The organism is Kribbella sancticallisti (assembly GCF_039530625.1).
Lineage (GTDB): Bacteria > Actinomycetota > Actinomycetes > Propionibacteriales > Kribbellaceae > Kribbella > Kribbella sancticallisti.
Genome location: NZ_BAAAOS010000053.1, coordinates 78,643 through 95,192, shown reverse-complemented (window position 1 = coordinate 95,192; position 16,550 = coordinate 78,643). Strand labels below are relative to the sequence as shown.

Sequence of the window (16,550 nt, the reverse complement as noted above, 5' to 3'; positions counted from 1 at the left end):
TCACTCCCTCTCCGTGCCGGCACTAGCCGAACTGTCATACGAGTCGTCCTCATAGCCGCCGCCACCCTGCTCAGCCCCCATGGACTCCGAAACCCGCTCATCATCGGCCTGAGCCTGCTCCCCATACCCACCACCAGCCTCCGACCCGGACACCGCCTCAGCGTCCGCCTCCTCGCCCTCAGGTTCGGGTTCGGGTTCGGGTTCGGGTTCGGGCTCCGGCTCGGGTTCGGGCTCGGGTTCGGGTTCGGGTTCGGGCTCGGGTTCGGGTTCGGGTTCGGGCTCCGGCTCAGGGGCAGGATCGTCTTCGACTTCCGGATCGGTATCGGGCTCCAGTTCCGGGTCGGGCTCGTCTTCGACCTCTGGATCGGTCTCAGGGTCGGCCTCCGGCGCCGGCTCTTCTTCGACCTCGGCGTCTACCTCCGGTTCCTGTTCGGGCGCCTCCTCGCCCTCAGGTCCGGGGTCCTGCTCCTGTTCGGGATCCACTTCCGGGTCTGCCTGGGGTTCAGGCGTCGGTTCCTGCTCGACCTCGGCCTCACCCTGGCGCTCGACGTCGGGTTCCGTCTCCGGCTCGGCCGCACTGTCGCCCTCAACCTCGGGCTCCCCGTCAACCTCGGGCTCCTCGTCAACCTCGGGCTCCTGCTCGACCTCGGGCTCCTGCTCGATCTCGGGTTCGGGATCTAGCTCGGGATCCGGGTCTTCCTCGCGCTCGGCTTCCGGCTCGGGTTCCGGGTCCTGTTCGGCCTCGAGGTTGGTCAGGACGGGCTGATCAGCGTCGTTCCCGGCTTGATCGCCGTCGCGTCCTTCCGGTCGATCCGCAGGGTCAACCTGTTCGTGCCCACCTGTGCCGGCGTCAGGAACTCCACTCCCAGGACCCGGACCGGCTGGTTGGTGTCCTCCGTCAGCAGTGTCGTCCCGCCCCGGATCTCGCCTGTCAGCAACTGGCCCGGAACCAGGATCCCGTCCCTGTTCGGGAGATCGAACGTTGTCTCCACGCTGAACCTGATCGCGGTCATATTCCCTCAGTCTTTCCAGCGCGGGAGCTTCGCTCGCAGACGCCTCTTCTTCGAGATTCTTGATGGTCTCCGAGCCCAGGTCGTCGCCGGCGCCGGCCCGGAGTTGATCGACATGGGTCTTCTCATGCGCAAGGGTCGCCACCAGCATCTCCCGGTCGGCGAAACTCGCCGGACCGAGTCGAATCTGATCCCCGCCGAGCTCTGCGGGTGTGTAGGCGCAGGCGCTCTCGCTGTCGAGATACCTGATCTCGTCGGGTTCCCGGATGATGAAGATCTCGACGCCGGTGAGGTCCACGCCGCCGGCCTCAGCCGCCTCGTCAACGGCCTCCGCCGTCAGCGGCACCCCGCCACCGTTGTCGAGAACATCGCGGTTGGTCCGACTCCCGCCCCGCGAGAACAGCTCCGGTGGCGCAGGGCCGACGGTGTTGTGATCCGTAGTCGGCGTGCCCGTCGCCTCTTGTTCCTGCTTGGCTCGCACCTTCTCGGTGGCTTTGCGTTCCGCGAGTTCACGCTCTTCGGCTCGTACCTCCTCCTTGGCGACCTCGGTCACCGGGCGGAGCGGTAGCGCGACGGCGGGCTGACAGATCCGCTCATGACCTGGCGGGGGCTTCATCTCCCCATAACGCTCAGCTTGAAGATGGCGGATTGCCTCCCTCCGCGTCAGTCGCGGATTGGCCGGGTCGTCCGCGCGTTGCAACTCGTACAGCAGATGGTTGGGGCCGTCTTTGACGCTGAAGCTCTCCGGGGTGTGGAACTGGACTTCGAACTTGTGCAGCGCTTTTCCGTCGGGTCCGGCGACCGCCCACGTTGTGTTGATGCCCCGGTAGTCCGGTTGGGTCCAGCTGTTTCGGTCCTTGATCAGGACGAAGCCTTGCTCCCGCAAACTTTCGTAGCTGCTGAGAACCCCGTCCGTGTACTGCTCGTGGGGAAACGTGAGGGTGTAGCGGTTGAGGTCGGCGGTGGCGTTCGCGCTCTCCTCCGCCGTCCTGTCGGCCTCTCGGCGGGCGACCTTGCTACGAAACGACTCGATGTCCTTGAGCGAGTACTTCAGTCCTCGCAGCTCGCTGCCGTATTCGGCGGCGCTCGCCCTGGTCTGTTCCATCGCGTCGTCCAGTTCGCGCCGTCTTCGCACAGCGCGCTCATGGGCCACGCCGACAGCCTCGTTCTGCTCGGCGGTGAGCTCCAGTCCGGATTCGTGGCCCTTGCCTCGCCAGGGCTGTGCTTGTGGACTCAAAGCTCAGTGGCTCCGGAGATGTCGCGGGTTTCCCGGATCAGGCGTTCGGCGGTTGTCGGGTCGATTGGCTCCAGGTCGGGGACCTCGTGCGGGCCGCCGGTGCGGAAGTCTCTGATGGCGTTGGTGGGGATCCAGGTATTGCCCCGGCCGAATACCTCCTCGACCAGGCGCTCGGGGCTGGGGAGTTGCCTGTACACCCGGATCTCGGGCTCCGGCGACTCCGAGGCTTCGCGCAGTACCCAGTATTTGGCGAATCGCTGGTGGTCGCCGAGCAGCGTCCGCACCTGATCGTGGTCGATCGGTACGAGGAGATCGGGGTGCGGCAGGTCGATGCCGGCGGCGGGGTGCCACGCCCAATCGATCAGCGACAGGTACTCCGTATCGCCACCACGACGCCGCCACAGCCCACCGGGGCGATCCACCGTCTCCTCGCCCCAGACCTCGGCGAAGTACTCGTAGTCATCGGCGGTCATCTCGTGAATCCCTCCAGCTGGTTGCGGGTCTTGGCCTTCACTTCAGAGTTCACAGGTCGGTTGTCCCGGTGATGCCGCGGGTTTCACGGATCAGTTGCTCGGCGGCTTCGCGGTCGATGGCGATCATTTCGGGGCATCGCCGGCGTCGGAACGTACCCCCTGGCCGGACTCTCGCCAGGTACTTGTGCTGATAGCTCATGGCGTGAATCCCCGCAGCTGGGCGAATTCTTGGATCGCGCCGGCGGGTCTGGCTTCTACTTGGAAGTGGGGTTCGCTACGCCAGAAGAGCCAGGCGTGGAAGGGCGGGAGCATCTGGATTGCGCTGACCGGGAGGGCGGGCCGGAAGATGTTGCTCACGGTGTGGTTCTGGCCGCCCAGTGCTCCGCCGACTCCGACCTGGCCGGTCGCCATGCCCGTGTTCGGCGCGACTTGCATGCTGGTGGCGGTCTGCCTCTCCTCGCCTGCCCAGGAAGAGATGTTGTGCAGGTCCTCGCCGTTCGACAAGCCGCCGAAGATCAGCTTGGCCGTGGTTGCCGCGAGGATCGCCGCCTGCTGCTCTACGCCGTACCGGTTGCGCAGTTGGGCGAGGCTTTGGGTGGCCCACATGGTGACGATGCCGCGGCCGCCGCCCTCACTGACCAGCGACGGAAGGCTTTGCAGTGGGGCGATGTTGGCGATCTCGTCCAGGGCCAGCAGCAACGGCGGGTCCAGCCGACCACCTTGCGCGGCAGCGAGTTCCGAGGCGCGCTGCGCGATGCTGTCGACCAGACCGGCCATCAACGGCGCGATCGCCTGCTGCTGATGCGACGGGCCGATGATGAACAACGAGGACCGGCTGGCCAGGAACTCGTCGATGTCGAGATCGTTGGCCGCGCACGAGGCCAGTACGGTCGGTTCGGAGGTTGCCTCCAAGGTGTTGCGCGCGACCGAGTAGAAGCTGCCGCGCTCCCGATCGCCGAGCAGCTTGACCGCGTCGAGGTCGTCGGCCCACATCGCGCCGGGGCTCGACGAGAGCCGCAGGATCGCCGTGGGGTCGCGAACCTCCTGACTCGTCAGCCAGCGCCGTACGACGGACAGGGACAGCCCCTCGAGCGCGGCGGCATGGAAGTAGGCGCGCAGGATCGCGGCCGCGCCACCACGCCAGTGGTCACCGTCCTGCACCCCCTGCCCCGCAACCGCGGTCATCGCCGCCACCCGCCGGTAACAGACCGACGGGTTCTCGCAGTCCGCCAGCGGCGACCACCGCATCGACAGCTCGGGATACTCGCTGCCGAACGGGTCGTAGACCTTCACCGACCCCCCGTACTGCGCTGCGAGGGCGCGGCGGCGATTCCCGGTGAAGGCGAGGATGTCGCCACGGGTCGAAGTACAGACGAGCGGTCCCTCCCACCAGAGCACCGACGGGATGATCAGCCCGGAGGTCTTGCCATAGCGCGGTGGACCGATGATGCCGACCGAGTCCTCAGGAGCGCTCCAGCACCGCTTGTATCCACCCCTGGCGTCCCAACCGAGGAACACCTGCCGGCGCGGCTCGATGCCGAACGGTGGGATCGTCGGCCACTGAGCGTTCATCGGGCCTCAGTCCCGGACCAGCGAGCTGGTGATGATCACCGGCATGGGTGTCGCGGGTCCGTCGGCGTCCGGCAGCGGGTAGTCGACGCCGGACTCCTCGATCGCCTCCAGCCGCAGCTCGTTGGGCGGGTGCGAGGCGAGGATGGACAGGTCCCAGCCGTTCCGTGCACCGTCGAAGCTGTCCCGGAACCTGGTCAGGACCTGCCGGATGCCTTGCCGATGCCCGGCGTACACGGCGCCCTGATCGGCCTGGTACTCCGCCGCCTGGCTGCCGGCCGCCTGCAGCGGCATCACGAAGTACCTGATGCAGACCAGGATCGGCCACGTCGTCAGCATGACGATGAACTGCGCGGTTCCGCGCGTGATCTGGAGGAGCCAGGTGCACACGTTGTAGGAGAGGTAGAGCGGGAGCGCCACGCCGCGGATGAAGAGATTGGAGATCGTGTCCGCGTTACGCCAGTGCGTCAGCTCGTGGCAGATGACTCCGGCCAGCGGCTCGGGGTCGTAGTCGAACTCGTCGAGGAATCCTCGGTTCACGGCGATGTGGCGAGTGGCCGCGAAGGCGTTCGGCGCCCGGTCGTCGTCGATCAGCAACGGCGGCACGGAGGACAGGCCCATCCGCTTCGCACAGTCCTTGATGATGGGATCGATCAGTGCCTGCTCCCGCCGGCTCGGCCTCCGCGCTCCTTGCACCCGGAGGAGCCATCCCTCGGCCATCACTCCGTAGATGGTGTAGAGCAGCCCGCACAGGAGTGCTACGAGAAGCTGGGCCAGGAAGCGGCCGATGCCGTCGAACGGGCTGATCGCCGCGACCGCGAGCCAGGGGACCAGCAGGCCGAAGAGGAATCCTCCGAGCGCGCCGACCGCGGCTCCTGCCAGCAGACCGAGGATCCCGCCGCCCTGCAGCATCGCGCTGTTGAGCATGCTGCTCAGCACCGGGATGTCGCTCAGCCAGGAATCCGCGGTGTTGTTGCCGCCGAGCGCGCCTCCGACATACCCGGCAATGGCGCCGATCACCAAGCCCAGACCGCCGAGGAGCACGGCGATGGGGAGGTTGAACCAGGTGGCGATCAGTGCGCCGACCAGGCCGCGCTTGTTCCGCAGCATGCCGGTCACGAACCAGACGAAGACGTTCCGGTAGCCGGGTGGCCTGGTGAAGGCCCGTCGCATGCCCGCCTTGAGCCGCCGCAGCCGACCGGCAGCGGCGTCCGCGTCGGCGTCGGCAGCCTCGTCCACAGACCCAGGTGGCAGGGTGCTCGCCGTCGGCCAGGAGGGCGTCGTCGGCGGACCGGGAGCCTCCTGGAATCCGGTCGGCACCGACCGGATGCTCACCGCCTGAGTTGCGCCCGCTTCACAGTGCGGACAACTTCTGCTGGCCGGGTCTCGCTGGTTCCCGCAGCGGGCACAGATCCCCAACTGGTCCTCCGCAATCTCGGCTGGTCAGCTGTTGCAGTGACCCGGGGTCGGGTGCACAGTGCCACCGGAGCGTGACGGAGCGACACCGCCGCAGACCCTACCGTTTGAAGGGTCTGCGGCGCAGTCAGCGAGCTGACCGGCTGTGGACAACCACGTCAGCGGGGGTGCTGGGGGCGCTCAGTCAGGACTGAGAGCGGACGCCGTGGGAGGCCAGGAGGGAATCGTCGCCGGTCAGGGCGGCGGCGATTCGGCGGTGCTTGGTGGCCTCGTCGCGGCGGGACTGGCGTTCGAGGGTGCGGGCCATCAGGAGGTGGGCGTAGGACTCCGTGGGCTCGCGGTCGAGGATCTCGACCAGGTGCTCCTCGGCCGGCTTGAGGAGGGCGGAGTGGAAGTAGGCACGGGCCAGGAGAAGCCTGGTACCGACGTCCCCGGGGGTCTCCTCGACGATCGGGAGCAGGGCTCGGATCGCGTCGCGGTAGTTCCGTTCCTCGAAGTACTGCTGGCCGAGGCCGTAGCTCAACGCGCGCATGTCTTCCATCTGAATTCCTTCCCTGCCCCACCACCCCGGTCGTGGGACCTCCGTCTCGGCAGTACTGGCAACGCCAGCCCCAACGCTCCGCAGTACGGGCGTTATTCCGCCCGTACTACGCAGGGATGCGGATCAGGCGGCGTCGAGGGCCGCGACCTGCTCCGGGGTGAGGGTGAGGTCGATCGCGGAGTAGGAGTCGCGGATCGTTTCCGGGCGGCTGGAGCCTGGGATCGGGATGACGACAGGGGACTTGGCGAGCATCCAGGCGAGCGTCAGCTTCTGCGGGCTGACACCGAGTTCCGCGGACAGGGTGTGGAAGGCGGGGTGCTTCGTGCCGAGGTCGCCGGCGTTGGAGATGCCGCCGAGCGGGGACCACGGCAGGAAGGCGATGCCGAGTTCGTCGCACAGCTCGAGCTCGGGTTCGCTGGAGCGGAACTTGGGCGAGAACTGGTTCTGGACCGAGACCAGCCGGCCGCCGAGGATGTCGTTGGCCTGGCGGATCTGGTCCGGGTTCGCGTTGGAGATACCGGCCAGCCGGATCTTGCCCGCGTCGAGCAGGTCGCGGATCGCGCCGATCGACTCCTCGTACGGCGTCTTCGGGTCCGGGCGGTGGAACTGGTAGAGCCCGATCGCGTCCACCCCGAGCCGCTTGAGCGAGTCCTCGGCGGCCTGCTTCAGGTGCTTGGGTGAACCGTCGAGAGTCCAGGCGCCACCACCGGGACGGAGGTGCCCGCCCTTGGTCGCGACGAGTACCCCGGACGTGTCCCCGCCGTACGAGTTGAGCGCCTTCGCGATCAGCGTCTCGTTGTGGCCGATGTCGGAGGAGTCCAGGTGGTAGGCGTCGGCGGTGTCGATCAGCGTGATGCCGGCGTCGAGCGCGGCGTGGATCGTCGCGATCGACCGCGCCTCGTCGGGCCGGCCCTCGATCGACATCGGCATGCCGCCGAGCCCGATCGCGCTGACCGCGACATCGCCGATCCTGCGGGTGGTGGAGGAGTTGGAAGCCATGCCCCCAACCTCCCCCGCCACTATCCAGTTTTCCAACAGTAAAAATCTCTGAGAGCCAGCACCTCAGGTGCTGAATCCTGCCGAGGGTCAGTCGGTGAGCACCGTTCCCTCCTGAATCCCGGTCGCGTCGCGCCGATCGACGAGCAGAGGTTCAGGCGACGTGGACGTGGGGGTTGCGGTCTTCCACGACGTAGGTGGCTCGGGTGGTGATGGAGGCGTCGGGCTTGGTGACGTAGGGGAGGACGCGGAAGTCCGAGCGCCAGCGGTGGTTGTCGACGGTGACTCGGACGTAGCCGCGTTGGGAGTTGAAGAATTTCAGGTGCGGATTCGCGGCCAGGAACTGCTCGCCCTGGGGAGTGGTGTCGGAGCCGTCGCCGCCGCTGGTGATGGAGGTGCCGACGAACTCGGTGCCGACCGTGCGGGAATCGGGGTTCGCGAAGTCGCGCTTGAGTTCCAGGGCGTAGTTCTGGTGCCGGTCTCCGGTGATCACCACCAGGTTGCGGACGCCGCTGTCCTGCGCGGCCGCCAGCACCTTGTTGCGCTCGGCGACATATCCGTCCCACGGGTCCAGCCAGACGTGCGTCTCCGGCCCGGGGGTCCAGTCGGTCTGCCCCATCGGGGCCTGGTTGCCGAGCACCTGCCAGCGGGCGCGCGACGTACGGAAGCCGTCGAGCAGCCACTGGCGCTGCTTGCCGCCGAGCATCGTGTTGTCGGGGTCGAACCGGTCGTCGCAGGTCGACGAAGCCCCGTCACCACAAGGCTGGTCCGACCGGTACTGCCGGGTGTCGAGGATGGTGAAGTCGGCCAGCCGCCCGTAGGGGATCCGCCGGTGGAACCGCCCGTCCGGACCCGACGGCATCTGCTCATGCCGCAGCGGCAGGTTCTCGTACATCGCCTGGAACGCCTGCGCCCGCCGAGCCCGGAACACCACCGGGTCCTGGTCCGGCTCGGTGTCCGCCTGGGAGAGATCGCCGGCCCAGTTGTTCTCCACCTCGTGGTCGTCGAACGTGTGGATCCACGGGTGCTGAGCGTGCGCCTCCTGCAGTGGCAGTTCCGACTTGTAGAGCGAGTACTGCAGCCGGTAGCGGGCCAGGTCGAACGTCTCGGTGTGGAAGCGAGGATCCGTCACCACGCCCCGCCTGTTGGTCCTGACGCCGGATTCATAGAGGTAGTCGCCCAGGTGCACGACCAGGTCGAGGTCCTCTGCCGCCATGTGGTCGTACGCCGTGAAGTACCCGTCCTGCCACGCGTTGCACGAGGCGAACGCGAACCGGAGTTCGCGGGGCGAGGCGAGCGGGTGCGGCGTCGTACGGGTTCGGCCGGTGCGGGAGATCTCGCCGCCGGTGCGGAAGCGGTAGTAGTACTCGTGATTCGGCGCCAGCCCGCCGATCTCGGGGTGGATGGAGTGGCCGAGTTCGGGCGTCGCGACCACGCTGGAGCGGCGCACGATGTGCCGGAAGTGCTCGTCCCGGGCGACCTCGTACTCGACCCGGATCGGCTTGTCCGGCATCCCTCCGCGCCCGTCGACGGCGTACGGGTCGGTGGCGAGGCGGGTCCACAGGACGACGCTGTCGTACCGCGGGTCGCCCGAGGCGACGCCGAGCGTGAACGGGTTGCCGCTGCCGGACGGCGCGGCGTAGGTGGTCGAGGCGTCCCAACTGCCGGTGCCGAGCAGCACGGCGGCTGTGCCCGCGCCTCCGAAACCGATGAAACGACGACGGGAGACAGACATCAGGGTTCCTCCTGCGACAGGCGGGTCGAGTGAGAAGCGCTGCCAGCCTTCAGTCGTCAGGTGTCCAAGGGACGGCCGTGACTGGTCCCGGAGATTAACGATCCTGTGCGATAAGTTAACAGTAACGATCGGTGGAATTACCAGAGTTCGTCACCGGTGAATCCCCGGGGCAGGATGGGACGCATGCTGACTGACGAGCGGATTCGACGGGCCCGGCCGGACGACGTAAAGGCGATCGTCGACCTGGTCTACGGCCTGGCCGAGTACGAGCGCGCGCCGCAGGAGTGCCGGCTGACGGCCGACCAACTGGACACCGCCCTGTTCGGTACGACGCCCGCCGTGTTCTGCCACGTCGCGGAAATCGACGGCGAGGTGGTCGGCTGCGCCCTGTGGTTCCTCAACTTCTCCACCTGGCGCGGCGTCCACGGCATCTACCTCGAAGACCTCTTCGTCCACCCCGACCAACGCGGCTCCGGCCTCGGCAAGGCGCTCCTCACCGCCCTCGCCCAGGAATGCGTCCGCAACAACTACGAACGCCTCGAGTGGTCCGTCCTCGACTGGAACACTCCCGCCATCGACTTCTACAAGTCCGTCGGCGCCACCCCCCAAGACGAATGGACCACCTACCGCCTAACCGACACCGCCCTCACCAAGCTCGGCAGCTAGTACTGCGGAGTGGGTGGTGATCCAGGCGGTCGACTCACGGATCTGAGCCGGTACGCCGAGGTCGACCAGGCGGGTCATCGCCGAATCGCCAATGGAGGCGGCGGACTCGATGCCCTGCCAGGTGCGGGTCTGCCACCACAAAATCGTGTCGACCAGACCCTGGGTGTCGGCTGGGCCATAGCCGTCCAGGAGCGCGCGCCACTGAGAGGCGACGTACTGCGGGGTGCCGGGTTCGGCGTATTGCCAGCAGATGAAGGCCAAGTCGTGGATGCGAGGGCCGGGGGCGGCGATGTCCCAGTCGATGAAGGCGGTCGCGCGGGTGCCGTCGGCGGAGTACACGGTGTTTTTCGGGGAGAGGTCGTTGTGGCAGACGACTTCCTCGTCGCCGGCCAGGGATGTACCGGCGGTCAGGTCGTGGAACTCGCGGACCAGGCGGCCGACGGAGCGCAGGCAGCCGGGCGAGTGGACCGCGGGCTTGCGTGGTTCTTCCCACGCCACGTAGCCGTCGAGGAAGCTGAGGATCTCGCGGTCGCCGTCCATCCCGAGGTACCGCGGGGCGCCCGGCCAGTCGGCGAGCAAGCCCAGCAGATCGTGGACGAACTCGGCTCGGTCGCCGGGCGTTCGCAGTACGGTGTCGCCCTTCCGGACGACCGTGTTCACGAACCCACCCGCCAGCTTCTCCTCCACCCCTCAACTCTGTCATGGGTCATCAGGGATGATTCAGCGGTGGACCTCAAACCGCAGTTGATCAGTCGCATAGCCCAGACCGTGCTCTGGCTGGCCTTGGCCGGGATCGTGATCGGCTATCTGATCGACACGCAGGGGTTCGAGCCGGTGCCGCTGGCGATCTCCGGGCTGGCGCTCGCGCTGGGGGTGCTGCTGGCGGTGCGGAGTCAGCGGATGGGCGTTCGGTACGGCCCGGACGGGATCGAGGTCCGCGGCATCCTGCTGAGCCGGCGGATTCCCAGGAGCCAGATCGTCCGGATCACGAACTTCCCGGCGGTCCGGTGGACGACCGAGGCCGGCAAGGGCCGCTGGACGCCGATCTTCGCGTTCTACGGCATCGGCCAACTGGCGTCGGTCGAGCGCTACAACCAGTTCTGCATCCTGCAACTGCAGACCTGGGACGAAGAACGCCACCCCAAGCCGGTCCCCACCCCCAACAACCCGCGCCGCCAACGTCGGCGGAAGTGACTACTGCCGGGCGCGGTGGCCGCGTTTCGCCTCGTACATGGCGTTGTCGGCGGTGCGGAGGAGTTCGTCGAGGTTCGAGGCGTAGGGGCTGACGACGGCGGTGCCGATGCTGGCGGTGACGGCGACGTCGATGTCTTCCAGCGGGCGGCTGATGGCCTCGTCGATCCGGCGCATCAGCATGTCCAGGTCGTCGCCGTCGATGTCCTCGGCCAGGATGGCGAACTCGTCGCCGCCCAGCCGGGCCACGGTGTCACCGTGCCGGACCTCGGTCAGCAGCCGGTCGGCGATCTCACGCAGCGCCTTGTCGCCGGCCTCGTGACCGTACTTGTCGTTCACCTGCTTGAAGTGGTTCAGATCGCAGAACAGCAGTACTCCGCGCCGCCCGCTCTGCCGTGACCGTTGCAGGGCGGAGCTGAAGCGGTGCTGCAGCAGTCGCCGGTTCGGCAGGCCAGTGAGCGGATCGTGCGCCGCGTGGTGGCGCAGTTCGCGTTCCTCGTCCTTGCGGGCGGTCACGTCGTCGATCTGGATCAGGATGATCCGCGGCTGGTCCTTGCCCTGGTCAACGACCGCGGCCGTACCGCCGAGCCAGATGTCGTGGCCGTCGGTCCGCCGGAAGGTCCGCTCGAACCGGTACGGGCCGGTCCCGGTGGTGAGGTGCTCGATCTCGCGCTGGGTCTGGCCCGAGTTCTCGTCCCGCAGGTAGTCGACGAAGGTCGTCCCGACCAGTTGCGCCGACGTGTAGCCGGTGATGTGGCAGAAGGCGTCGTTGACGCGCAGGATGCGGCCGGCCTCCGGGCCGTCGAAGGCGATCGTCGCCATCCCGTTGCCGGCGCCCTCGAAGACCAGCCGGAAGGTCGTCTCGCTGGCCTCCAGCCGCGCCTTCTCGGCCAGCAGTTGATCGGTCAGCCGGGCTTTGTCGATCGCCAGTCCGGCCTGTGTCGCGAAGATCTCCAGCAACTCTCGGTGGATGTAACCGGGACGCCGCTGGTCCTCGGGCAGGTCGACCGAGAGCATGCCGACCAGTTCACCCTCCGGCGAGTGCAGCGGCGCGAACAGCGCGTCCAGCGGATGCCAGGCGGCCGGGTCCTCGGAGACCGGTACGTCCGGCACCCAGCCGACCACCTCACCCTCGGGCAGCCGTTCGTGCGGCACGAACCGCAGCCCACCCCAGTTGTCGGCGATCGCGAACTCGGCGTCGAAGATGTCCGCGGCGCTGATCGTGCCGAGCAGCGCCTCCTTGGCCTCGGGGGAGCCCGAGACCGCGATCACCTCGAACTTGCCGTCGGGCTGACGCAGGTTCAGCACGGCGATGCCGAAACCAAGGCCGTCCACCACTCCGTCGACCACCGCCTGCAGGGTTTCGGCCAGGCTCCGCCCGGCGCCCATCCGGGCGCTCACCTCGTAGAGACGGCGAACTGCCGTCATCCGCACAGTGGGCTCGTTCTGCACGCGTGTCTCTCCGACGTCACGGCATCGGCGGCCTCACGAGACCCCGCCGTGGTTAGGGCCCCTTACAGAGTGACAGATCGGCCCAGCCGGAGGATGCGCTCCGACACGCCGGGCCGACAGCGTAGTACGCCGGACGGTAGTCGGCCGAATCCAGTCAGTGACGAGAGTAGTCCCTCAGGCCGCTCAGTACCGCATTTCCGCGAGCGACCGGTAGCTCGTCAGCGCCGAATCCCACGGGTCGGTGGGAGCGTCGTGCTCGACCAGCCACTGCTGTACTCCGCCGCTCTCGGCCTGCGCGAAGATCGCCGGGAAGTCGAGCCGGCCCGCTCCGACGTCCGCGAACGACCCGTCCGTGGCCAGGTCCTTGACGTGCAGCGCGGGGAAGCGGCCGGGGTGCGACTCGAAGTACGCGATCGGGTCCTTGCCGCCGTTCACCACCCAGTACAGGTCGAGTTCGAAGCCGAGCAAATCGGGCTCGACCTCGTCGAGCAGGATGTCGAACAGCACCTGGCCGTCGACCTCGTCGAAGTCGTGCCCGTGGTTGTGGAAGAGCAGTTTCAGCCCTTGCTCTCGTGCCGCCCGCCCGGCCACGGTGAACGCGGCAGCGGCCTCCCGGAATCCCTCGGGAGTGCGCAACTCGGTCGGCAGCGAAGGGACGACGATCCACTGGCCACCCAGCGTGCGCACATCGGCCAGCGCACCTTCCCAGTCGTCCGTCAGCCGGTTGTACCCGACGTGCTCGAGCACGATCTTCAGCCCGGCGTCGTCGGCGAAGGCGCGGATCTTCTCGGCGGAGTGCCCGAACCGGCCGCTCACCCCGACCGTCCGGTAGCCGATCTCGGCCAGCCGCTTCAGCGTGCCCGGATAGTCCTCGGCCAGCGGCTCGCGCATCGTGTAGAGGTGCATGCCGATGCCGTCGGCGGGAATGGTCCGGTCGCTCATGGGCGCTCCTTCGCGTCGGAGGTATGTGCGTCAGGCAACGTGTTCGCGGTACCTCGCCAGCGCCAGGTCGAAGACCTCCTGACCCGGGGCGTCCCACAGGTCCTGGTTGAAGATCTCCACCTCGACCGGCCCGTCGTACCCGGCCGCGTCGCACGCCTCGCGCAGCCGGCGCAGCTCGATCGACCCGTCGCCCATCATGCCGCGACCCAGCAGGGTGTCGGCCGGCAGCGGGACGACCCAGTCGCTCACCTGGTAGGAGCAGATCCGGTCACCGGCCCGCTCGATCTGCCGGTAGACGTCGGCGTCCCACCACAGGTGGTAGGCGTCCACGATCACGCCGACCTGTGACGACGGGAACTGCTCGGCCAGGTCGAGGGCCCCGCCGAGTGACGACACGACGCAGCGGTCGGAGCAGAAGATCGGATGCAGCGGCTCGACAGCCAGGCGAACTCCCCGCTCCCCCGCGTACGGCGCCAGCTCGGCCAGGCCGTCGCGCACCATCCCGCGGGCGCCGTCGAGGTCCCGCGAGCCTGCAGGTAGTCCGCCGCTCACGAGCACGAGGACGTTCGTGCCGATTGTGGCGGCCTCGTCGATCGCGCGGCGGTTGTCCTTGATCTTGGCCTGCCGCTCGGCGGGGTCGGTGGAGGTGAAGAATCCGCTTCTGCACAACGAGGAGACCCGCAGCCCGGCATCCGCGACCAGCTTCGCCGACCGCTCGACGCCGTACTCCTGGATCGGTTCGCGCCACAGGCCGATCCAGGACAGGCCGGCTTCGGCGCTGGCGGCAACGACTTCTTCGAGTGACCAGTACTTGGTCGTTGCCTGGTTCAAGCTGTAGCGGTTCATGCGTCGATCCCGCCGACGACGAGCAGCTTGCGGAAGCGGTCCACCGCCAGCTCGGGCGACGTCAGTACTCCGGCCGCGTCGGCCAGGCGGAACGTCTCCGCGAGATGCGGCAACGACCGTCCGGTCTGCAGGCCGCCGACCATGCCGAAGCCGGGCTGGTGGCCGTTCAGCCAAGCCAGGAAGGCGATTCCGGTCTTGTAGTAGTAGGTCGGCGCCGAGAAGATCTGCCGGGCCAGCGGCACGGTCGGCGCGAAGATCTCGTCGTACTTCGCCAGGTCGCCGTCGTCGAGCGCCTTCAACGCGGCAGCGGCGGCGGGGGCGATCGCGGCGAAGATGCCGAGCAGCGCGTCGCTGTAGCGCTCGTCGTCGCCACGGATCAGCGACGGGTAGTTGAAGTCGTCACCGGTGTAGAGCCGGACGCCCTCGGGAAGGCGGTTGCGCAGGGCAATCTCCTTCGCGTCGTCGAGCAGGGACACCTTGATGCCGTCCACGCGGCCGGTGTTCTCGGCGATCAGTTCGGTGACCACGTCGGCGGCGGTGTCGAGTGAGTCGCTGCCCCAGTAACCGTCGAGCGCCGGATCGAACATGGAGCCGAGCCAGTGCAGGATCACCGGTCGCGACGACTGGCTCAAGAGCCGGTCGTAGACCTTCCGGTAGTCGTCCGGTCCGCCGGCTGCGGCGCACAGTGCTCGGCTGGCCATCAGGATCGGCTGCGCGCCGACCTCTTCAGCCAGCGCGAGCTGCTCCTCGTACGCGCCGATCACCGCTTCCAATGGATGCACACCGGCCGGGAGTTGGTCAGTGCCTACGCCTACGGCGATCCGCTTCGTCGTTTCGCCACCCGCCGCGCTTGCCGGGCGGGTCGGTGCCTCGGCGGCCGAGCGGCGGATCAGTTCCTGGGTCGCGGGCCAGTCCAGGCCCATTCCGCGCTGTGCGGTGTCCATCGCCTCGGCGACCGACAGTCCGAGCGACCACAGGTGTCGGCGGAAGCCGAGCGTGTGCTCCCAGTCGATCACCGCGGGAGCGCCAGGCGAGTTGTCCGCCAGGGGATCGGCCACGACGTGAGCGGCGGCAAAAGCGAGCCTGCTGCGGGCCGGCTCATAAGTGCCGTGGGCAACCGGTTCACCGACCAGCTCGTACGTCTCCAAGCCGCCATCGAGTGGCAGCCGCAGTGACAGCGTCATACCTGGCCCTCGATGTCGAGTGCCGGGACCTCCAGCTTGCGACCCTCGCGCCACGACTGCAGGCCGAGCTCCGCGAGCTGCACACCCTTCGCGCCCTCGACGAAGTCCCAGGTGAACGGCGCGTCATCGACGACGTGCCGCAGGAACATCTCCCACTGCACCTTGAACCCGTTGTCGAACACCTCGTTGTCCGGCACGTCGGACCACTGGTCGCGGAACGAGTACTCGGCCGGGAGATCCGGGTTCCACACCGGCTTCGGAGTGGCCGCACGGTGCTGGGCGCGGCAGTTCCGGAGCCCGGCGACCGCGCTTCCCTCGGTGCCGTCGACCTGGAACTCGACCAGCTCGTCGCGGAACACCCGGGTGGTCCAGGACGAGTTCAGCTGGGCGACGATCCCGCCCTCGAGCTCGAAGATCCCGTACGCCGCGTCCTCGGCGGTCGCGGTGTACGCCTGCCCCTGCTCGTCGTACCGGGTCGGGATGTGGGTGGCGCCCTGGCAGTACACGGACTGGACCGGGCCGAAGATCTGGTCGAGCACGTAGCGCCAGTGGCAGAACATGTCGACGACGATGCCGCCGCCTTCTTCGCTCTTGTAGTTCCAGGCGGGGCGCTGCGCCTCCTGCCAGTCGCCCTCGAACACCCAGTAGCCGAACTCGCCGCGGACGGAGAGGATCTTGCCGAAGAACCCGCCGTCGACGAGGCGCTTCAGCTTGCGCAGGCCGGGCAGTGACAGCTTGTCCTGGACGACGCCGTTCTTCAGACCGGAGTCGCGGACCAGCCGGGCTAGGTCGACGGCCGCTTCCAGGCCCTCGGCGATCGGCTTCTCGCAGTAGATCGCCTTGCCTGCCTCGACGGCGGCGCGGACACCCTTCTCCCGCAGTTGGGTGAGCTGGGAGTCGAAGTAGATCTCGACGTCAGGCTCCGCGAGCGCCTCGGACAGGTCGGTGGTCCAGCGGGTCAGCCCGTACTGGTCGGCGATCCGGCGCAGCTTGAGTTCGTTGCGGCCGACCAGGATCGGCTCGGGGATGATCATCGACCCGTCCGCCGCGGGAATCCCGCCCTGCTCGCGGATCGCCACGATGGAGCGCTCCAGGTGCTGCCGCAGGCCCATCCGGCCGGTGACGCCGTTCATCACGATGCCGACGCGTCGATCGTTCACTGTACTGCCTCTCTTCGGCGCATCCTCTGCGCTGGTCTGCTACGGGGCGGAAGAAAAAGGTCACTACGCCGGTACCCCGCACGCCCGCGGCGGCGACCTCTCACGGCACCTGACGCGGAGAAACCCAGAAGC

The 16,550-nt window shown here is 68.0% G+C and carries 16 protein-coding genes; 2 read left to right on the top strand and 14 right to left on the bottom strand.

What is annotated here, in order from left to right; genetic code table 11:
- From ABD255_RS33025 to ABD255_RS32990, 8 genes are all read right to left on the bottom strand, one after another.
- The gene (locus tag ABD255_RS33025; protein ID WP_344220730.1) at positions 1-1,308 is read right to left on the bottom strand and encodes a hypothetical protein; all 1,308 of its coding nucleotides are present in this window, start codon (positions 1,306-1,308) and stop codon (positions 1-3) included.
- 935 nt (positions 1,309-2,243) lie between these two features.
- Positions 2,244-2,720, bottom strand: coding sequence for a hypothetical protein (locus tag ABD255_RS33020; protein ID WP_344220729.1), 477 nt, complete (start codon positions 2,718-2,720; stop codon positions 2,244-2,246).
- 49 nt (positions 2,721-2,769) lie between these two features.
- Complete coding sequence (locus ABD255_RS33015) at positions 2,770-2,919, bottom strand: hypothetical protein (RefSeq protein ID WP_344220728.1); 150 nt, start codon at positions 2,917-2,919, stop codon at positions 2,770-2,772.
- Positions 2,916-4,292: a type IV secretory system conjugative DNA transfer family protein gene (locus ABD255_RS33010; protein ID WP_344220727.1), complete on the bottom strand. Its 1,377-nt coding sequence runs from the start codon at positions 4,290-4,292 to the stop codon at positions 2,916-2,918. The genes ABD255_RS33015 and ABD255_RS33010 overlap by 4 nt, the downstream gene beginning before the upstream one ends.
- A gap of 6 nt (positions 4,293-4,298) precedes the next feature.
- Positions 4,299-5,624, bottom strand: coding sequence for a M48 family metalloprotease (locus ABD255_RS33005; protein ID WP_344220726.1), 1,326 nt, complete (start codon positions 5,622-5,624; stop codon positions 4,299-4,301).
- A gap of 265 nt (positions 5,625-5,889) precedes the next feature.
- Positions 5,890-6,246 (bottom strand): tetratricopeptide repeat protein, encoded by a 357-nt coding sequence (locus ABD255_RS33000; protein ID WP_344220725.1) that lies wholly within the window; start codon positions 6,244-6,246, stop codon positions 5,890-5,892.
- Positions 6,247-6,369: 123 nt separating this feature from the next.
- Complete coding sequence (locus ABD255_RS32995) at positions 6,370-7,245, bottom strand: aldo/keto reductase (RefSeq protein ID WP_344220724.1); 876 nt, start codon at positions 7,243-7,245, stop codon at positions 6,370-6,372.
- Between the two features lie 151 nt (positions 7,246-7,396).
- The gene (locus tag ABD255_RS32990) at positions 7,397-8,977 is read right to left on the bottom strand and encodes an alkaline phosphatase D family protein (RefSeq protein WP_344220723.1); all 1,581 of its coding nucleotides are present in this window, start codon (positions 8,975-8,977) and stop codon (positions 7,397-7,399) included.
- Positions 8,978-9,160: 183 nt separating this feature from the next.
- On the opposite strand from ABD255_RS32990, the gene ABD255_RS32985 reads away from it, so the two are divergent.
- On the top strand, positions 9,161-9,643 hold the full coding sequence (locus ABD255_RS32985) for a GNAT family N-acetyltransferase (protein ID WP_344220722.1): 483 nt from the start codon (positions 9,161-9,163) through the stop codon (positions 9,641-9,643).
- Here the strand turns inward: ABD255_RS32985 and ABD255_RS32980 are convergent.
- Positions 9,608-10,330, bottom strand: a complete 723-nt coding sequence (locus ABD255_RS32980) for a phosphotransferase family protein (RefSeq protein WP_344220721.1) — start codon at positions 10,328-10,330, stop codon at positions 9,608-9,610. The two genes, ABD255_RS32985 and ABD255_RS32980, sit on opposite strands and share 36 nt — an antisense overlap.
- 39 nt (positions 10,331-10,369) lie before the next feature.
- On the opposite strand from ABD255_RS32980, the gene ABD255_RS32975 reads away from it, so the two are divergent.
- Positions 10,370-10,837 carry a hypothetical protein gene (locus tag ABD255_RS32975; protein WP_344220720.1) on the top strand — a complete coding sequence of 156 codons (468 nt, stop codon included), beginning with the start codon at positions 10,370-10,372 and terminating at the stop codon, positions 10,835-10,837.
- Here the strand turns inward: ABD255_RS32975 and ABD255_RS32970 are convergent, their stop codons facing one another.
- The 5 genes from ABD255_RS32970 to ABD255_RS32950 all read right to left on the bottom strand — a co-directional run bounded on the left by ABD255_RS32970 (position 10,838) and on the right by ABD255_RS32950 (position 16,418).
- The gene (locus tag ABD255_RS32970; RefSeq protein WP_344220719.1) at positions 10,838-12,262 is read right to left on the bottom strand and encodes a diguanylate cyclase domain-containing protein; all 1,425 of its coding nucleotides are present in this window, start codon (positions 12,260-12,262) and stop codon (positions 10,838-10,840) included.
- 207 nt (positions 12,263-12,469) lie between these two features.
- Positions 12,470-13,228, bottom strand: a complete 759-nt coding sequence (locus tag ABD255_RS32965; protein WP_344220718.1) for a sugar phosphate isomerase/epimerase family protein — start codon at positions 13,226-13,228, stop codon at positions 12,470-12,472.
- Positions 13,229-13,258: 30 nt separating this feature from the next.
- Positions 13,259-14,074, bottom strand: coding sequence for a sugar phosphate isomerase/epimerase family protein (locus ABD255_RS32960; protein WP_344220717.1), 816 nt, complete (start codon positions 14,072-14,074; stop codon positions 13,259-13,261).
- A complete protein-coding gene (locus ABD255_RS32955) occupies positions 14,071-15,258 on the bottom strand; it encodes a dihydrodipicolinate synthase family protein (RefSeq protein WP_344220716.1) in 1,188 nt (395 codons plus the stop codon). Before ABD255_RS32955 ends, ABD255_RS32960 begins: the two co-directional genes overlap by 4 nt.
- Complete coding sequence (locus tag ABD255_RS32950; protein WP_344220715.1) at positions 15,255-16,418, bottom strand: Gfo/Idh/MocA family protein; 1,164 nt, start codon at positions 16,416-16,418, stop codon at positions 15,255-15,257. Before ABD255_RS32950 ends, ABD255_RS32955 begins: the two co-directional genes overlap by 4 nt.
- Positions 16,419-16,550: the final 132 nt, after the last annotated feature.